Genomic DNA, 16,107 nt, shown 5'->3' with positions numbered 1-16,107 from the left:
CGGGGGAAAACCTGTACATCTGCGCACGCTCGTCGACGGGGATGGCGCCGACGGGGATGGCATCGTGGGTGAGCCGGTGACTGAGCTGAGCCGGTTCGCCGCCGAGCTGCCGTTCGCGCTGGACGACTTCCAGCGCCGCGGATGCGTGGCCCTCGAAAACGGTCGCGGCGTGCTGGTGTGCGCGCCGACCGGCGCCGGCAAGACGGTGGTCGGCGAATTCGCCGTTCATCTGGCGCTGGCGGCGGGCGGCAAGTGCTTCTACACCACCCCGCTCAAGGCGCTGAGCAACCAAAAGCACACCGACTTGGTCACCCGGTACGGGCGGGATCGGATCGGGCTGCTCACCGGCGACCAGTCGGTCAACGCCAACGCGCCGGTGGTGGTGATGACCACCGAGGTGCTGCGCAACATGCTTTATGCCGATTCGCCGGCGCTGCAGGGGCTTTCCCATGTCGTCATGGACGAGGTGCATTTCCTGGCCGACCGGATGCGCGGCGCGGTGTGGGAGGAGGTCATTCTCCACCTGCCCGAGGAGGTGCGGCTGGTCAGCCTGTCGGCGACGGTCAGCAACGCCGAGGAGTTCGGCGGCTGGATTCAGACGGTGCGCGGCGACACCACCGTGGTCGTCGACGAACACCGCCCGGTGCCGCTGTGGCAACACGTGCTGGTGGGCAAGCGGCTGTTCGACCTGTTCGATTACGGCGCCGACAAGGACGCCAAGGACCCCAAGGCCACCAGGCGGCAGCCGGTTGTCGATCCGGCGCTGCTGCGCCACATCGCGCAGCGCCGCGAAGCCGACCGGCTGGCCGACTGGCAGCCCCGGCGTCGCGGCCCCGACCGGCCGCGGCTATATCGGCCGCCGGGCCGGCCCGACGTGATCGCCACCCTGGACTCCGAAGGGCTGCTGCCCGCCATCACCTTCGTGTTTTCGCGGGTGGGGTGCGACGCCGCGGTCAAACAGTGCCTGCGCTCGTCGCTGCGGCTGACCACCGAAGACGAGCGCGCCCAGATCGCCGAGGTCATCGACCACCGCTGCGGCGACCTCGCCGACGCCGACCTGGCCGTCCTGGACTACTACGAGTGGCGGGAGGGCCTGCTGCGGGGCTTGGCCGCCCACCACGCCGGCCTGCTGCCGGTGTTCCGGCACACCGTCGAGGAGCTGTTCACCGCGGGCCTGGTCAAGGCGGTGTTCGCCACCGAAACCTTGGCGCTGGGCATCAACATGCCGGCCCGCACGGTGGTGCTGGAGCGGCTGGTGAAGTTCAACGGTGAGCAGCACGCGGCGCTGACGCCCGGCGAGTACACCCAGCTGACCGGTCGCGCCGGTCGGCGCGGCATCGATGTCGAGGGCCACGCGGTGGTGGTGTGGCACCCCGATGTTGACCCCGGTGAGGTGGCCGGGCTGGCGTCCACCCGGACCTTCCCGCTGCGCAGTTCGTTCGCGCCGTCCTACAACATGACCATCAACCTGGTGCACCAGATGGGCCCGCAGCAGGCCCACCAGCTGCTCGAACAGTCGTTCGCCCAATATCAGACCGACCGCTCGGTGGTCGGTTTGGTCCGCGCGGCCGAGCGCGGCGAGCGGCTACTCGGGGAGGTCGCCGCCGAACTGGGCGGGCACGACGCGGCGATCCTCGACTACGCCCGGCTGCGCGCCGAGATTTCCGAGAAGGAACGCGCCCAGGCCCGCGCATCGCGGCTGCAGCGCCGCAAGGCGGCCAACGATGCGCTGGCCGCGCTGCGCCGCGGCGACATCATCTCGATCACCCACGGCCGCCGCGGGGGATTGGCGGTGGTGTTGGAGGCCGACCGGGACAGCCCCGATCCGCGGCCGCTGGTGCTGACCGAGCACCGCTGGGCCGGACGGATCTCGTCGGCCGACTACTCCGGTGCCGCGGCCCCGGTCGGATCGATGACCCTGCCCAAGCGGGTCGAGCACCGTCAGCCGCGGGTGCGCCGCGACGTCGCGTCGGCGCTGCGGTCGGCGGCGGCCGGACTGCCGGTCCCCGGCCCACGCGGGCGGCGGGGCGGCGCCGAGGACGACGGTGCCCCGATCGATCCGCAGTTGGCGGCGTTGCGTGAACAGATGCGCCACCATCCCGCGCACCGGGCACCGGACCGCGACGCCCAGATGCGGATCGCCGAACGCTACCTGCGCATCCAGCGGGACAACGCCCAGCTCAACAAGAAGGTCGCCACCGCCACCAACTCGCTGGCCCGCACCTTCGATCGGATCGTCGATCTGTTGACCGAGCGCACCTTCATCAAAGTCAGTCGCGGCGATCTCAAAGTCACCGACGACGGCCGGTTGCTGGCCCGAATCTACAGCGAGAGCGACCTTTTGGTCGCCGAATGCCTGCGCACCGGCGCCTGGACCGGGTTGCGTCCACCGGAATTGGCCGCGGTGGCCTCCGCGGTGCTGTTCGAGACGCGGGGGGGCGAGGGGCCGGGCCGGATGTACGCCGCGGAAGTCCCCACCGCCGCGGTGCGCCGCGCCCTGCACCAGACGCGCCGGCTGTCGGCGCAACTGCGCACCGATGAGCAGCGGCACCGGATCACCCCGAGCCGCGAACCCGACGACGGTTTCGTCGCCGCGGTGTACCGGTGGGCGAGCACCGGTGACCTGGCTTCGGCGCTGGCCGCGTCCGACGCGGCGGGCAACGGTTCGCCGTTGTCGGCAGGCGATTTCGTGCGCTGGTGCCGCCAGGTTCTTGACCTGCTCGATCAGCTGCGCATCGCCGGCCCCGACCCCGCCCTGCGCGCCACCGCAAAGCAGGCGATCGACGCGATTAGGCGCGGCGTCGTGGCTGTTGATGCCGGGTAGGCTGAGTCCGACACGCTACGGTATACCCGGTGATGAGCGCCGAGCATTGAGAGGACTGAGGAGTAACGATGAGCGGACCGCAGGGATACGACCCGACGCAGCCGTGGCAGCCTCAGCAGCCCGGTCACGGTGAGCAAGGCACCGAGCAACAGTCGGCCTGGCAGCAGCCGGTGGCCCCGGAGCAGCCCACCATGCAAACCTCCGGTTGGCAACAGCCCGCCTACACCACTCCGCCGCAATACCAGCAGCCCACCACCGCCTATCCGCCGACTCCGCAGTACCCGCAGCAGCAGCAACCCACGTACGGTCAGCCCGACCAGTTCGGTCAGCAGCCCGGCCAGTACGGCCAAACGGGGCAGCCCGACCAGTTCGGTCAGTACGGGCAGCCGGGCCAGTACGGCCAGTTCGGTCAGCAGCCCGGCCAGTACGGCCAGCCCGGCCAGTTCCCGCCCTACGGCCAGCCCGGCCCCGAGCAGGGCAAGAAGGGCAACAAAGCGGTGATCGGCAGCGTGATCGGCGTGCTGGCAGCACTGGCCGTGGTCGCGTTCTTGGTTTCCGGGTTCTGGCTGCCGGGGTTCCTGGTGACCACCAAACTGGACATCAAGAAGGCACAAGACGGTGTGCAGCAGATCCTGACCGACCAGACCAACGGTTATGGCGCCAAGAACGTCAAGGACGTCAAGTGCAACAACGAGGTTGACCCGGAAGTCAAAAAGAATGGCACCTTCGAATGCGAGGTCAGCATCGATGGCACCAAGCGCAAGGTGACGGTCACCTTCCAGGACGACAAGGGCACCTACGAGGTCGGCCGGCCTAAGTAACCGCCGCTCCGTCCAGCGCCTTTTGCAGCCGGGCGATCGACGACCCGACCCCCAGTTGGGTGGCCAGCTCGGCCACCCGGTCTGGGTCGGCGGGCCGGGGCGGCACCGCGTCGGTCGGTGTCGACAGGTTGACCGGGGCGTCGGTGGCCACCCGGACGACGGGCACGGCCGCCTCGATGTAGTCGGCGGCCCCCTGCAGTTTTGTCCGGACCCCTTTGGGCATCGACGATTTCGGGTCGGCGGCGGCGGCCAGGATCGCCGCCAGCGAGCCGTGCTGCGCCAGCAACCCGGCGGCGGTCTTCTCACCGATGCCGGGCACCCCGGGCAGCCCGTCGGACGGATCGCCGCGCAGCAACGCCAACTCGGCGTAGGCCGCTCCGGCCCGGTCGGTGGGCACACCGTAGCGGTCGGCCACCTCGACCGGGCCGAACAGCGTCGCCTTGGCCAGCCCGCGTCCCAGGTAAAGCACCCGTACCGGCACCGGCTGATCGGTCACCACTTGCAGCAGGTCCCGATCGCCGCTGACGACGATCACCGGGTCGCGGCGTTCGGCGGCGGCCAGGGTGCCCAGCACGTCGTCGGCTTCGAACCCCGCAGCGCCGCCGGTCGCGATCCCGAACGCGTCCAGGATGTCGCCGATCATCTCGACCTGGGGTGACAGCTCGTCGGGCACTTCTTCGATATCGGGCTGGCCGTCCGGCTCGGCCTCCGCGACCCGATGCGCCTTATAGGAGGGAACCCGGTCCACCCGGAACTGCGGCCGCCAGTCCAAATCCAGGCACACTACCAACCGGCATGGCCGGTGCTGGGTGATCAGGGTGGCCACCGAGTCCACAAAGCCGCGCACCGCGTTGACCGGTCGCCCGTCCTGGGCGGTGATCGACGACGGGACGCCGAAGTAGGAGCGGAACCACATACTGGCGCCGTCGAGAAGCAGCAGGGGAGCCATGGGTGCAAGCCTATTTCCGGTTGACTCGGCGTCCACCACGCAGTCCACTCGCACTTCCGCGTGGTAGGCGCGGCGTCAACACGGCTAGCCTGGCTGTCGTGACTTCCAGCAGATTCGACACAGATGTCTATGCCCGTCGGCTCACCGCGGCGGCCGCCGCCACGGGGGATGCCGGCCTGGCCGGTCTGGTCATCACCCCCGGCTATGACCTGCGGTATCTGATCGGTTCGCGTGCGCAGACATTCGAGCGGCTCACCGCGTTGGTGTTGCCGGTGTCCGGCGCGCCGACCCTGGTGGTGCCGCGGTTGGAGCTGGCGTCCCTCACCGAATCCGCGGCCGGCGAGCTAGGGCTGACGGTGCGCGACTGGGTGGACGGCCAGGACCCCTACCGGCTGGTGGCCGAGGCGCTGGGCGGTGCGCCGGCGCGGACGGCGGTCACCGACGCGATGCCCGCGCTGCACCTGCTGCCGCTGGCCGAGGTGCTCGGCACGCTGCCGGTGCTCGCCACCGACGTGCTGCGGGAGCTGCGGATGATCAAGGATGCCAGCGAGATCGACGCGCTGCGCAAAGCCGGTGCGGCCATCGATCGCGTGCACGCCCGGGTGCCGGAGTTGTTGAAACCGGGCCGCACCGAAGCCGACGTCGCCGCCGACATCGCCGACGCGATTGTGGCCGAGGGGCATTCGGAGGTGTCGTTCATCATCGTCGGCTCCGGACCGCACGGCGCCGACCCGCATCACGAGCACTCCGATCGGGTGCTTCAGGCCGGGGACATGGTGGTCATCGACATCGGCGGCTCCTACGCGCCCGGATACCACTCGGACTGCACCCGCACCTACAGCCTCGGTGACCCCAGCCCGGAAGTGGCGCAGCAGTATTCGGTGCTGCAGCGGGCCCAGCGCGCGGCGGTCGCCGCGGTGCGGCCGGGTATGGTCGCCGAGGACGTGGACCGGGTCGCGCGCGACATTTTGGCCGAGGCCGGGCTGGCGGATGCGTTTGTGCACCGGACCGGGCACGGCATCGGGTTGTCGGTGCACGAGGAGCCCTACATCGTCGCCGGCAACCAGACGGTGCTGCGGGACGGGATGGCGTTTTCCGTCGAGCCGGGCATCTACTTTCCGGGGCGGTGGGGCGCGCGCATCGAGGACATCGTGGTCCTCACCGCCGACGGGGCGCACCCGGTCAACAGCCGGCCGCACGAGTTGATCGTGGTGCCGGTCGAATAGCCGGCGCAGCACTCACAGGGGTGAATTGCGTTCCTCCGCGGCGCCCGTAGGGTTGGGCAGCAACACGGCGTTCGGGGGAGTCAGTGGCGGAGCAGACATTGGCGGTCGTTCCGGCCGGATTGCTGGCGGCAGCACACGTCATCGCTAGCCAGGCCGCGGCGTTACGGATCCCATGTGGGCGTTCCGGGGAGGCGCCGGAGCGCTCGGCGGCGGCCGCAGCGCGGCTGTCGCGCGCGTTGGGCGGTTGTTGCGACGGTTTATCGCGTCGGCTGACGGCGGTGGCGGATGAGCTGGTAGTGGCGGCCGGTCGCTACACCGGGGCGGACGCCGAGGCCGGCGCGGTGGTGGCCACCGTGGCTCCGGCCGGGCAGCGGTAACCGTGCCGGGCGGGCCGCCGACGCGTTCTCGCATCGAAGCGTGGGAACAGACCGCCGGCGGGCTCGCGGAGTCCGCCCGGGATTGGCGGGCCAACGCCGACCTGCTGGAGCGGGTTGCCGACGTCTACGGCGCCCAGGTCGCCGCCCCGGGCGGCACCGAGTGGCGCGGCCCGGGTGCGGCCGCGGTGCTCGCCGGCGCGGAGGCGGACCGGCGGGCGGTCTACCGCGGGGTTGAGCATGCCCGCCGCCTGGCCGATGTCGCCGACCAAGGCGCCGACGGGTTGCGGTGGGGGCGCCAGCGCGCTTTGGCGGCCATTGCGGACGCCGAAGCCGATGGATTCCGGGTCGCCGAGGATCTTTCGCTGGCCGATCGACTGTGCTCGGATATGCCCGACGCCTACCGTGCCCGGCTGCACGCCGCGCGCGTCTATCGCGACCAAATCCGTTGCTGCGCGGCGCGGCTGCAGAGCGAAGACGAGCGGATCGCCACCCAACTCGATGCCGGGGTCGCTCAGCTGACCGGTGTGGCGCACACCGTTTGGGCGGCCGACGACCTGCCGGCGGCCGAACCCCCGGACATCCCGCCGCCGGACACCAGCCCCGCGGAGGTGCACCGGTGGTGGGGGCGTTCGCAACAGGCACGGTTGATCGCCGAACACCCACCGGAATTGGGCAATCTCAACGGTATTCCGGCGACCGTTCGCGACGAGGTCAACCGCGCGGTGATGAACGACGACATCGCCCGGGTCGAAGACACCATGCAAGCGTGCGGGATTGCACCGGAAGACCTGCAGAATCCGGGCCATGACGTGTTCCGCACCCCCGAGAAGTACGGGCTTTCGCGAATCGACATCACCCGGTACCGCAACGCCACGCAGACCAAGGCGGGTTTGAAATACGATCGCGGGGACGGCGTTACCGCCGACCGGCCGGCGTTGTTGTGGGCGTATGACCCGGTGGCCTTCGGCGGCCAGGGCGTTGCGGCGATCGCGATCGGAAACCCCGACGAGGCGCAGAACACCACGGTCATTGTCCCGGGCACCGGCAGCAGTGTGGCGCAGGGCTGGATGGCCGACCATGTGGACGCGGTCAATGTCTACGAGCAAAGTGTGCACGCCGACCCGACCCGTTCCACGGCGGTGATCGCCTGGATGGGATATGACGCCCCGGACGGCTTCGGCGATCGCCGGGTCACCGAGCCGGGGCTAGCGCGCCGGGGCGGCGAGCTGTTGGCCCGTGACGTCAACGGCCTGTGGGTGACCCACCGCGGTGTCGACCCACAACATGTCACCGTGATCGGGCACTCCTACGGGGCGACGACGGTCGCCGACGCGTGCGCCCGCAGCCGGCTGCACGCCAACGACGTCATCCTGTTGGGTTGCCCCGGCACCGACCTGGCGCGCAGCGCCGCCGACTTTCATCTGGACGGCGGCCAGGTGTACGTCGGCGCCGCGTCCACCGATCCGGTCAGCTGGATCGGGCAGACGGACGGCGTTCCGGGCGAGCTGCTCAAAAACGAACTCCGGCAACACGGCGTCCCGCTGCCGGCGGATGCGGGGTTGGGGCCCGATCCGGCCGGGCAAGGTTTCGGGTCGATCCGGTTCCACGCCGAGGTGCCCGGATCCGAGCAGCTCAACCGCCATGACCACGCGCACTACTACCAGCTGGGCAGCGAGGCGCTGCGCAGCATGACCGACATCGTCACCGGCCATGCCGACCGCTTGACGGCGGACGGGTTGGTCGCCGAGGGCCGGCGTCAGCCGCATGTCGGGACCCCGCCGGAGCTTCGCATTCCGGGGCTGCCGCCGATCCCTCTCCCGCACCTCGATACGCGTATCCCCGGGCTCCCGGCCTACATCGATCCGGAAGGCGACCGTCATGCCGTGCGCGACGATCACGCGTACGAGTGATCGTCGGTATCCGAAAGCCGCGCCGAGCCGCCCGATCGCATGCTTATGCTGATCCGGCAAACTCAGCTGCGCCGAGGGTCGGGAGGGGGTCCTGCGTGGACACGGCGGCGTTCGGGCGCTACCAGTTGCAGCAGCTGCTGGGTGAGGGCGGCATGGGTCAGGTCTACCGGGCCTACGACACCGAGACGCGGCGCACCGTCGCGTTGAAGGTGCTGCCCCCGCAGCTGGCCCAGGACCGCACCTTTCAGGACCGGTTTCGGCGGGAGGCGTATGCGGCGGCATCGCTGAACGATCCGCATGTGGTGCCGCTGCACACCTTCGGCGAGATCGACGGGCGATTGTATTTGGATATGCGGCTGATCGAGGGCACCGACCTGCAGACGCTGCTCAACGACGGGCCGCAGCCGATGTCCCCGGCCCAGGCGGTCAGCTACCTGGAGCAGGTGGCGTCGGCGTTGGACGCCGCCCACGCGGTGGGGCTGGTGCACCGCGACGTCAAACCGTCGAACATCCTGGTCGCCGCGCGGGACTTCGTGTACCTGATCGACTTCGGGATCGCGCGGGCGGCCGACGAAACCGGGCTGACCAGCGCGGGCAGCACCATCGGCACCTTCGCCTATATGGCGCCGGAGCGGTTCGACACCGGTCACGCCGACGCCCGCAGCGACATCTACTCGCTGACTTGCGTGTTCTACCAGTGCCTGACCGGGCAGCGGCCCTTCCCGGGACAGGGGCTCGAACAGCAGGTCGCCGGGCATCTCACCAAGCCGCCGCCGCGGCCGTCGGCGGTGGTGCCTGCGCTGCCGTCGGGCCTGGACGACGTGATCGCCAAGGGCATGGCCAAAGACCCCGCCGAGCGGTATCCGAGCGCCTCGGAGCTGGCCGCCGCCGCGCGGGCCGCGCTCTCGACGGCCACGGCGGGCCCGTTCGCGCCGCCATCCGTCGTTCCGGCATGGACCCCGCCGGTGTCGACTTGGCCTCCCACCCACCAGGCGCCCACGCCACCGCAGTACGCGCCTGTGCCGTACTACCCGATAGCCACCCCGGCAATGCGTCGCCGTGGCGGTGCCGTGGCCGCATTGATCGCGGCGGTCCTGATGCTGTTGGCGGTGGCGAGTTTCGCAGGCTGGCAAGGGATCGGCCTCGTCACCGCCGAGGCGGCCAAACGTGACGACGCCGCGCAACGCGACGACGCGGTGAAAGCCGCCAAGGAGGTCGCGGTGATGTTGACCACGGTCAATTGGCAAACGATCGACCAGGACAGCCAGCGTGTCCTCGATAACACCACCGGCGAATTCCACGATCACTACGCCAATGCGTCCGTGCCGCTCAGGCAGCTGATTGTGGACAACAAGTCAGTCTCAACGGCAACAGTTACGGCCGTGGGTGTCGAATCGATCAGCGCCGACCAGGCCACCGTGCTAGTCGCTGTGACGCAAAAGTCCAGCAGTTCGGTGAGTCCGCAACCGCGCGAGGACAAATCGCGGATGCGCATCACGCTGGAACGCCGCCCCGGCAAGTACCTGGCATCGAAGGTGGACCTGCTGTGATGACGCCGTACCCTCCATCAAGACCACCGATACCGCAGCGGAGCCCGATTCGTTGGGTCATCACGACGATCCTGGCGGTAGCAATCCTGGGCGCCGGTGTGGCCGCGGTGATGCTGACTGTCGCAAAAGACCGCCCGCAGCACCAACTCCCGGACTACGCGGCCATCGCGGGCGCGACCCGCGATGGTGTGGTCGCGATATTGGGCTACACGCCCGAAACGGTGCGCAACGACGTTGCGAAGACAAAAAACCTGCTCACCGGGGAGTTCTTGGACTACTACACCAAATTCACAGACGACACGGTGATTCCCCACGCTGAAAAAACGCGCATGTCAGCTAAGGCTGAAGTGACGGCGGCCGGGGTGACCTCCGCCGACAATTCCGCGGCGACAGTCCTGGTGTTCGTCTAACAGACCACCACAATCGGCAGCGGCAACCCCACGCTCACCAGAAGCAGCGTGCAGGTGCACCTGGTCAAGGTCGATGGTCGCTGGCTCATCGACAAGTTCGACCCGGTGTGATCAGCCCTTGCCGCGGTCCAGCAGATCCGAGGAACCCAACACCCGCTCGATCTGCACCTCGATGACCACCCGGCGCGGGTTGACCCGCGGTGTGCGGTACCGCTGCGCGTAGCGCAGCTCGGCGTCGCGGACGGCGTCGACCTCGCGGTTCACGCTGGCCCGGCCCTCCAGCGACAGCCAGCGGGCGCCGTCGACCTGGCTGAGCACCGCGACCCCGCCGCGGTCGGCGTTGACCGCCTTTTGCGAGCCGCCGGTGGTGATCACCCGGGCGAGATGGGTCTTGGGATCGAAGGTGAACCCGACGGCCACCACATGCGGGGACCCGTCGTTGCGCAGCGTGGTCAACATGGCCAGGTGGCGTTCGGTGAGAAACGCCAGCGCATCGCTGGTCAGCCGGGTAGTGGTGTTCGCCATCACCGCTCACGGTAGCGCAGGTGATAATCGCAGCCGTGAATGACACGAGCGGCAGACCAATCGTGATTTTCGGCGGCCGCAGCGAAATCGGGATCGAGCTGGCGCTGCGGTTGGCTCCGGGCGCACCGGTGGTGCTGGCGGCGCGGCGCGCCGACCAGCTCGGTGACCAGGTGGCGGCGCTGCACGCGGCCGGTGCGGCGGCCGTGCACACCGTCGAGTTCGACGCCGACGACCTGGACGGCCACGGCCCGCTGGTCGCGTCGCTGATCGCCGAGCACGGTCCGATCGGTACCGCGGTGCTGGCGTTCGGGATCCTGGGCGAGCAGGCCCGCGCCGAGGCCGACGCCGCGCACGCGGTGGCCATCGTGCACACCGACTACCTCGCCCAGGTCAGCCTGCTCACCCACCTGGCCGCGGCGATGCGGGCGGCCGGGCAGGGATCGCTGGTGGTGTTCTCCTCGATCGCCGGGGCGCGGGTGCGTCGCGCGAACTACGTCTACGGCTCGGCCAAGGCCGGCCTGGACGGTTTTGCCAGCGGGTTGGCCGACGCGCTGCACGGCACCGGGGTACGGGTGCTGATTGTGCGGCCCGGGTTCGTGATCGGACGGATGACCCTGGGGATGACGCCCGCACCGCTGTCCGTCACCCCGCCGCAGGTCGCCGCCGGCACCGCCCGCGCATTGGCCACGGGCCGGCGCAGCGTGTGGATCCCGTGGGCGTTAGGGCCGGCGTCGGCGGTGATGCGGCTGCTGCCGCAGTTCATCTGGCGCAGGATGCCGCGATGACGATCGTGGTCGTCGGCATCGGCGCCGATGGGATGGCCGGGCTCGCAGAGCTGTCCCGCAACCAATTGCGCAGCGCCACCGTGATTTATGGATCGCGTCGGCAGCTTGACCTGCTCGACGACACCGTCGGTGCGCAGCGCCGCGAATGGCCGTCGCCGCTGCTGCCCGCGTTGCGCGGCCTGCTCGACGACGCGATCGGCGACGTGCACGTGCTGGCCAGCGGCGACCCGCTGCTGCACGGCATCGGCAGCACCCTGATCCGGCTGTACGGCGCCGAGCGAGTCACCGTACTTCCGCACGTCTCCGCGGTGACCCTGGCCTGCGCGCGGCTGGGCTGGACCGTCACCGACACCGAGGTGATCAGCCTGGTCAGCGCCGACCCGCACACCGCTGTGCGGCGCGGCGGCCAGGCGATCGTGCTGTCGAGCGGGCGGTCCACTCCCAAAGAGTTGGCGGTGCTGCTCAACGCGTACGGCCGCGGCGACTCCGAGTTCACCGTGCTCGAGCAACTCGGCGGGCCCGCCGAGCGTCGTCGCAGCGGCATCGCGCGCGAGTGGGCCACCGACGCGCCGCTCGACGTCGACGACCTCAACGTGGTCGCGGTGCGCTACCTGCCTGACCAGCGCACGCTGCTGCTGCCCGATGACGCCTTCGTGCACGACGGTCAGATCACCAAGCAGACCATTCGCGCGGTGACGCTGGCAGCGTTGGCGCCGCGGCCCGGGGAGCGGCTGTGGGATGTGGGCGCCGGCTCCGGCAGCATCGCCGTCGAGTGGTGTCGCAGCGGCCGCGGCTGCAGCGCGGTGGCATTCGAACGCGACGCCGGCCGGCGCCGGATGAACATCGTCGCCAACGCGGCGGCGTTCGGCGTCAACATCGACGTGCGCGGTGCCGCACCCGACGCCTTCGACGGGGCCGCCGAACCGTCGGCGATCTTCATCGGTGGCGGCCTCACCCACCCCGGTTTGCTCGACGCGTGCCTAGCGCACCTGCCCGCCGGCGGCCGGTTAGTCGCCAACGCTGTCACTGTGGAATCCGAAGCACTGTTGGCACAACATCATTCGCGTCTGCGCGGGGAACTGCACCGGTTCCAGCACTATCACAGCGAACCGCTGGGCGGGTTCACCGGCTGGCGGCCGCAACGACCCATCACCCAATGGGTGGTGACACCGTGACCGTGTACTTCATCGGCGCCGGGCCCGGCGCCGCCGACCTGATCACCGTGCGCGGGCAACGGCTGTTGCAGCAATGCCCGGTTTGCCTGTACGCCGGCTCGATCATGCCCGACGACCTGCTGGCCCACTGCCCGCCGGACGCCCGGATCGTCGACACCGGGCCGCTGACCCTGGACCAGATCATCACCGAACTCGCCGACGCCGACGCCGCAGGCCACGACGTGGCCCGGCTGCACTCCGGCGACCCGTCGCTGTATAGCGCGCTGGCCGAGCAATGCCGGCGGCTCGACGCGCTGGGCATCGAGTACGAAATCGTGCCCGGGGTGCCGGCGTTCGCGGCGGCCGCCGCCGAACTGGGCCGGGAACTCACCGTACCCGGGGTGGCGCAGACCGTGACATTGACCCGGGTGGCCACCCTGTCCACGGCGATGCCGCCCGGAGAGGACCTGGCCAGCCTCGCCGGGGCCGGCACGTTGGTGTTGCATCTGGCGGCCGCGCAGATCGACGCGATCGTCCCGCAGCTGCTGGGCGGCGGTTACCGGCCCGAAACACCGTGCGCGGTGGTGGCGTTTGCCAGCTGGCCGCAGCAGCGGGTACTGCGCTGCACGCTGGCCGACGTCGCCGCGCAGATGCAGGCGGCCGCGATCACCAAAACCGCCGTCATCATCGTCGGCGAGGTGCTGGCCGCCGAGGGGTTCACCGACAGCTACCTATACTCGACCGGACGCACGCGGGGGAGTCGGCATTGAAGGTCCTGCTGCTGGGTGGCACCGCGGAGGCCCGGGCACTGGCGGTCGCGCTGCATCCCGATGTCGCGGTGATCAGTTCGCTGGCCGGGCGGGTCCCCGACCCCGCGCTGCCGGTGGGCGCGGTGCGGGTCGGCGGTTTCGGCGGCGTCGACGGGCTGCGCCACTGGCTGCGCGAGGAACGCGTCGACGCCGTCGTCGACGCCACCCACCCGTTCGCGGCCACCATCACCGCTCATGCCGCCGCGGCGTGCGCCGAATTGGGTGTGCCGCATCTGATCCTGGCCCGCCCGGGCTGGGAACCCGGTGACGCGCTGCGGGTGCCCTCGAACACCGAGGCCGCGAAAACCGTTGCCACCCGGGGTTTCGAGCGGGTGTTCTTGACCAGCGGACGATCCAGCGTGGCCGCCTTCGCCGACAGCGCCGCGTGGTTTTTGATCCGGGTGGTCACCGCGCCGGACCCGGACACGCTGCCGGCGCGCCATCAGGTGTTGCTGTCCCGCGGACCGTACCGCTACGACGACGAGCACGCGCTGCTGCACACCCACCGGATCGACGCACTGGTCACCAAGAACAGCGGCGGCGACATGACCCGGGCCAAGCTGGACGCCGCAGCCGCACTGGGCATCCCGGTGGTGATGGTGGAGCGGCCATCGCTGCCGACCGGGGTGGACACGGTGGCTACGGTCGAGGATGCGGTGTCCTGGGTGCACTCGACGATCAGGTCGGGTAGCGGCGCGGGGTGAACACGCGATCGTCGTACCACTGGGTCTGCGACGAGCCGACGATCAGCAGACAGCGCATGTCGACATCGGCCGGATCCAGATCGGCCAGCCGCACCACCCGAACATCCTCACCCGGCCCGGACACGTCGCGCCCGATCACCACCGGGGTGCCCGGATCACGGTGTTCGAGCAGCAGATCGCGCATCGTAGCGACCTGCCAAGTCCGCGTTTTCGACGCCGGGTTGTAGATCGCCAGCACCAGGTCGGCGGCCGCGGCCGCGGTCAACCGGGCCGCGATCACCTCCCACGGTTTGAGCCGGTCGGACAGCGAGATCACCGCGTAGTCATGGCCCAGCGGGGCCCCGACCCGGCTGGCGACGGCCTGGGCGGCGGTCATCGCCGGAACCACCCGGACCGGCACCTCCGGCCACTGCTTGGCCTCCTCCAGCACCGCGGTGGCCATCGCGAACACCCCCGGATCCCCCGAAGAGACCACCGCCACCGACCGGCCCTGCTCGGCCAGCGTGCAGGCCAGCCGGGCCCGCGCCGTCTCGTCGGTGTTGTCGCTGGGGTGGCGGTGCTGACCGTCGCGGCCCGGCACCCGATCCAGGTACGGCCCGTAGCCGATCAGGTCGGTCGCGGCGGCCAGCTCGCGGCGGGCCTGCGGCGTCATCCAGTCCATGCCGCCGGGGCCCAACCCGACCACCGCGACCGAGCCGGTCGGTGTCGGGGCGCGCCGACCGCCCGGCAGCAACGCCAACGAAAAGTACGGCACCCCGGTCTCATCGACGTCCCCGGCCGGCAGCACCCGCTGCGCGGCGGTGCTGGCCCGCTCCACGTAGAACGCGTCGTCGAGCCGCCCGGCGGCCGAAAGGGCTTCGCGCACCGCCGGATAGGAGCGGCCCAGCTTGAGCACCACCGCGGCGTCGGTGTCCGCGAGCCGCCGCGTCAGCTCGGCCACCCCCAGCGTTCCGGGCAGCACCGACAGCACCTCGTCGCCGGCCACCAGCGGTGTTGCGGTGGCGGCCGCGGCGGCGCTGATCGACGTCACCCCCGGCACGATGACCGCGTCGAACCGGCGGGTCAGCCGGGTGTGCAGGTGCATGTAGGAGCTGTAAAACAGCGGGTCGCCCTCGGCCAGCAACGCCACATTGCGCCCGGCGGCCAGGTGCGCGGCGATGCGTTCGGTGGCCTCGGTGTAGAAGTCCTCGATCGCCCCGGCGTAGCCGCCCGGATGATCGGTGGTTTCGGTGGTCACCGGGTAGACCAGATGCTCCTCGAGCTGGCCGGGCCGCAGATACGGTTCGGCGATGCCGCGGGCGATGCTGCGGCCGTGCCGGGCGCTGTGGTAGGCCACCACGTCGGCTTCGCCGATCACCCGGGCCGCCTTGACCGTCACCAACTCCGGGTCCCCGGGTCCGAGGCCCACACCGAATAAGGTGCCGCGCGCGGTCATTCGGCGCTGCTCGCGATCGCGTTGACCGCCGCCGCCGCCATGGCGCTGCCGCCGCGACGGCCCCGGACCACCAGATACGACATGCCGCGGGGGTTGTCGACCAGCTCCTGTTTGGATTGTGCGGAGCCGACGAACCCGACCGGCCCGCCCAGCACCGCGGCCGGCGCCGGGACCCCGCCGTCGACCAGCTCCAGCAGCTGGAACAGCGCGGTGGGCGCGTTGCCGATCGCCACCACCGCACCGGCCAGCCGGTCGGCCCACAGCTGGACCCCGGCCGCCGATCGGGTGGTGTGCTGCCGGGCGGCCAGCTCGGCCGCGCCGGGATCGGCGACCAGCGACACCACCGGGTTGTCGGCCGGCAGCCGGGAGCGGGTGATGCCGGCGGCCACCATCGACGAGTCGCACAGCACGGGTGCCCCAGCGGCCAGCGCCGCGTGCGCCCGGGTGACGACGTCGGCGGTGTAGGCGATGTGCTCGGCGAGGTCGACCTGGCCGCAGGTGTGGATCAGCCGCACCACCACCCGCTCGACGTCGGCGGGAAACCGGGCCAGATCCGCCTCGGCGCGGATGGTCGCAAACGACTGCCGGTAGATCTCGGTGGCGTCGCGCAGGTAGTCGAGCACCCGCT

At 70.5% G+C, this 16,107-nt stretch carries 15 protein-coding genes; 11 read left to right on the top strand and 4 right to left on the bottom strand.

From position 1 onward, the window contains the following. Positions 1-76: 76 nt before the first annotated feature. Together ACAG26_RS22155 and ACAG26_RS22150 are read left to right on the top strand one after the other, a co-directional pair. The gene (locus tag ACAG26_RS22155) at positions 77-2,824 is read left to right on the top strand and encodes a DEAD/DEAH box helicase (protein WP_370485225.1); all 2,748 of its coding nucleotides are present in this window, start codon (positions 77-79) and stop codon (positions 2,822-2,824) included. A gap of 68 nt (positions 2,825-2,892) precedes the next feature. After that, entirely contained in the window at positions 2,893-3,645 is a 753-nt protein-coding gene (locus ACAG26_RS22150; RefSeq protein ID WP_370485224.1) for a DUF4333 domain-containing protein, read from the top strand. Here ACAG26_RS22150 and ACAG26_RS22145 read toward each other — a convergent pair. Continuing rightward, positions 3,638-4,594 (bottom strand): 5'-3' exonuclease H3TH domain-containing protein, encoded by a 957-nt coding sequence (locus ACAG26_RS22145; protein WP_370485223.1) that lies wholly within the window; start codon positions 4,592-4,594, stop codon positions 3,638-3,640. The genes ACAG26_RS22150 and ACAG26_RS22145 overlap by 8 nt on opposite strands. A 98-nt stretch (positions 4,595-4,692) precedes the next feature. Between ACAG26_RS22145 and ACAG26_RS22140 the strand changes: the two genes are divergently transcribed. The 5 genes from ACAG26_RS22140 (at position 4,693) to ACAG26_RS22120 (ending at position 10,067) form a co-directional block, all read left to right on the top strand. After that, complete coding sequence (locus tag ACAG26_RS22140; protein ID WP_370485222.1) at positions 4,693-5,820, top strand: M24 family metallopeptidase; 1,128 nt, start codon at positions 4,693-4,695, stop codon at positions 5,818-5,820. 83 nt (positions 5,821-5,903) lie between these two features. Then, a complete protein-coding gene (locus ACAG26_RS22135) occupies positions 5,904-6,197 on the top strand; it encodes a hypothetical protein (RefSeq protein ID WP_370485221.1) in 294 nt (97 codons plus the stop codon). 2 nt (positions 6,198-6,199) lie between these two features. Then, the gene (locus ACAG26_RS22130; RefSeq protein WP_370485220.1) at positions 6,200-8,107 is read left to right on the top strand and encodes an alpha/beta hydrolase; all 1,908 of its coding nucleotides are present in this window, start codon (positions 6,200-6,202) and stop codon (positions 8,105-8,107) included. Positions 8,108-8,202: 95 nt separating this feature from the next. Next, positions 8,203-9,657, top strand: coding sequence for a serine/threonine-protein kinase (locus ACAG26_RS22125; protein ID WP_370485219.1), 1,455 nt, complete (start codon positions 8,203-8,205; stop codon positions 9,655-9,657). Beyond that, the gene (locus ACAG26_RS22120; protein WP_370485218.1) at positions 9,654-10,067 is read left to right on the top strand and encodes a hypothetical protein; all 414 of its coding nucleotides are present in this window, start codon (positions 9,654-9,656) and stop codon (positions 10,065-10,067) included. Before ACAG26_RS22125 ends, ACAG26_RS22120 begins: the two co-directional genes overlap by 4 nt. 111 nt (positions 10,068-10,178) lie before the next feature. On the opposite strand, the gene ACAG26_RS22115 is transcribed toward ACAG26_RS22120, so the two are convergent. Beyond that, complete coding sequence (locus tag ACAG26_RS22115) at positions 10,179-10,592, bottom strand: F420-dependent biliverdin reductase (RefSeq protein ID WP_370485217.1); 414 nt, start codon at positions 10,590-10,592, stop codon at positions 10,179-10,181. 35 nt (positions 10,593-10,627) lie between these two features. On the opposite strand from ACAG26_RS22115, the gene ACAG26_RS22110 reads away from it, so the two are divergent. The 4 genes from ACAG26_RS22110 to ACAG26_RS22095 are packed head-to-tail and all read left to right on the top strand — an operon-like array spanning position 10,628 to position 14,044. After that, positions 10,628-11,377, top strand: a complete 750-nt coding sequence (locus ACAG26_RS22110) for an SDR family NAD(P)-dependent oxidoreductase (RefSeq protein WP_370485216.1) — start codon at positions 10,628-10,630, stop codon at positions 11,375-11,377. Then, on the top strand, positions 11,374-12,552 hold the full coding sequence (gene cbiE, locus ACAG26_RS22105; RefSeq protein ID WP_370485215.1) for a precorrin-6y C5,15-methyltransferase (decarboxylating) subunit CbiE: 1,179 nt from the start codon (positions 11,374-11,376) through the stop codon (positions 12,550-12,552). The genes ACAG26_RS22110 and cbiE overlap by 4 nt, the downstream gene beginning before the upstream one ends. Continuing rightward, positions 12,549-13,301: a precorrin-4 C(11)-methyltransferase gene (cobM, locus tag ACAG26_RS22100; protein WP_370485214.1), complete on the top strand. Its 753-nt coding sequence runs from the start codon at positions 12,549-12,551 to the stop codon at positions 13,299-13,301. The genes cbiE and cobM overlap by 4 nt, the downstream gene beginning before the upstream one ends. After that, a complete protein-coding gene (locus tag ACAG26_RS22095) occupies positions 13,298-14,044 on the top strand; it encodes a cobalt-precorrin-6A reductase (RefSeq protein ID WP_370485213.1) in 747 nt (248 codons plus the stop codon). The genes cobM and ACAG26_RS22095 overlap by 4 nt, the downstream gene beginning before the upstream one ends. Here the strand turns inward: ACAG26_RS22095 and ACAG26_RS22090 are convergent. Both ACAG26_RS22090 and ACAG26_RS22085 read right to left on the bottom strand, forming a co-directional pair. Then, positions 14,019-15,479, bottom strand: coding sequence for a precorrin-2 C(20)-methyltransferase (locus ACAG26_RS22090; RefSeq protein ID WP_370485212.1), 1,461 nt, complete (start codon positions 15,477-15,479; stop codon positions 14,019-14,021). The genes ACAG26_RS22095 and ACAG26_RS22090 overlap by 26 nt on opposite strands. Beyond that, positions 15,476-16,102, bottom strand: coding sequence for a precorrin-8X methylmutase (locus ACAG26_RS22085; RefSeq protein ID WP_370485211.1), 627 nt, complete (start codon positions 16,100-16,102; stop codon positions 15,476-15,478). The genes ACAG26_RS22090 and ACAG26_RS22085 overlap by 4 nt, the downstream gene beginning before the upstream one ends. Positions 16,103-16,107: the final 5 nt, after the last annotated feature.

This window comes from Mycobacterium sp. pUA109 (assembly GCF_041287095.1).
Taxonomy (GTDB): domain Bacteria; phylum Actinomycetota; class Actinomycetes; order Mycobacteriales; family Mycobacteriaceae; genus Mycobacterium.
This window is presented reverse-complemented; position numbering and strand designations above follow the sequence as displayed.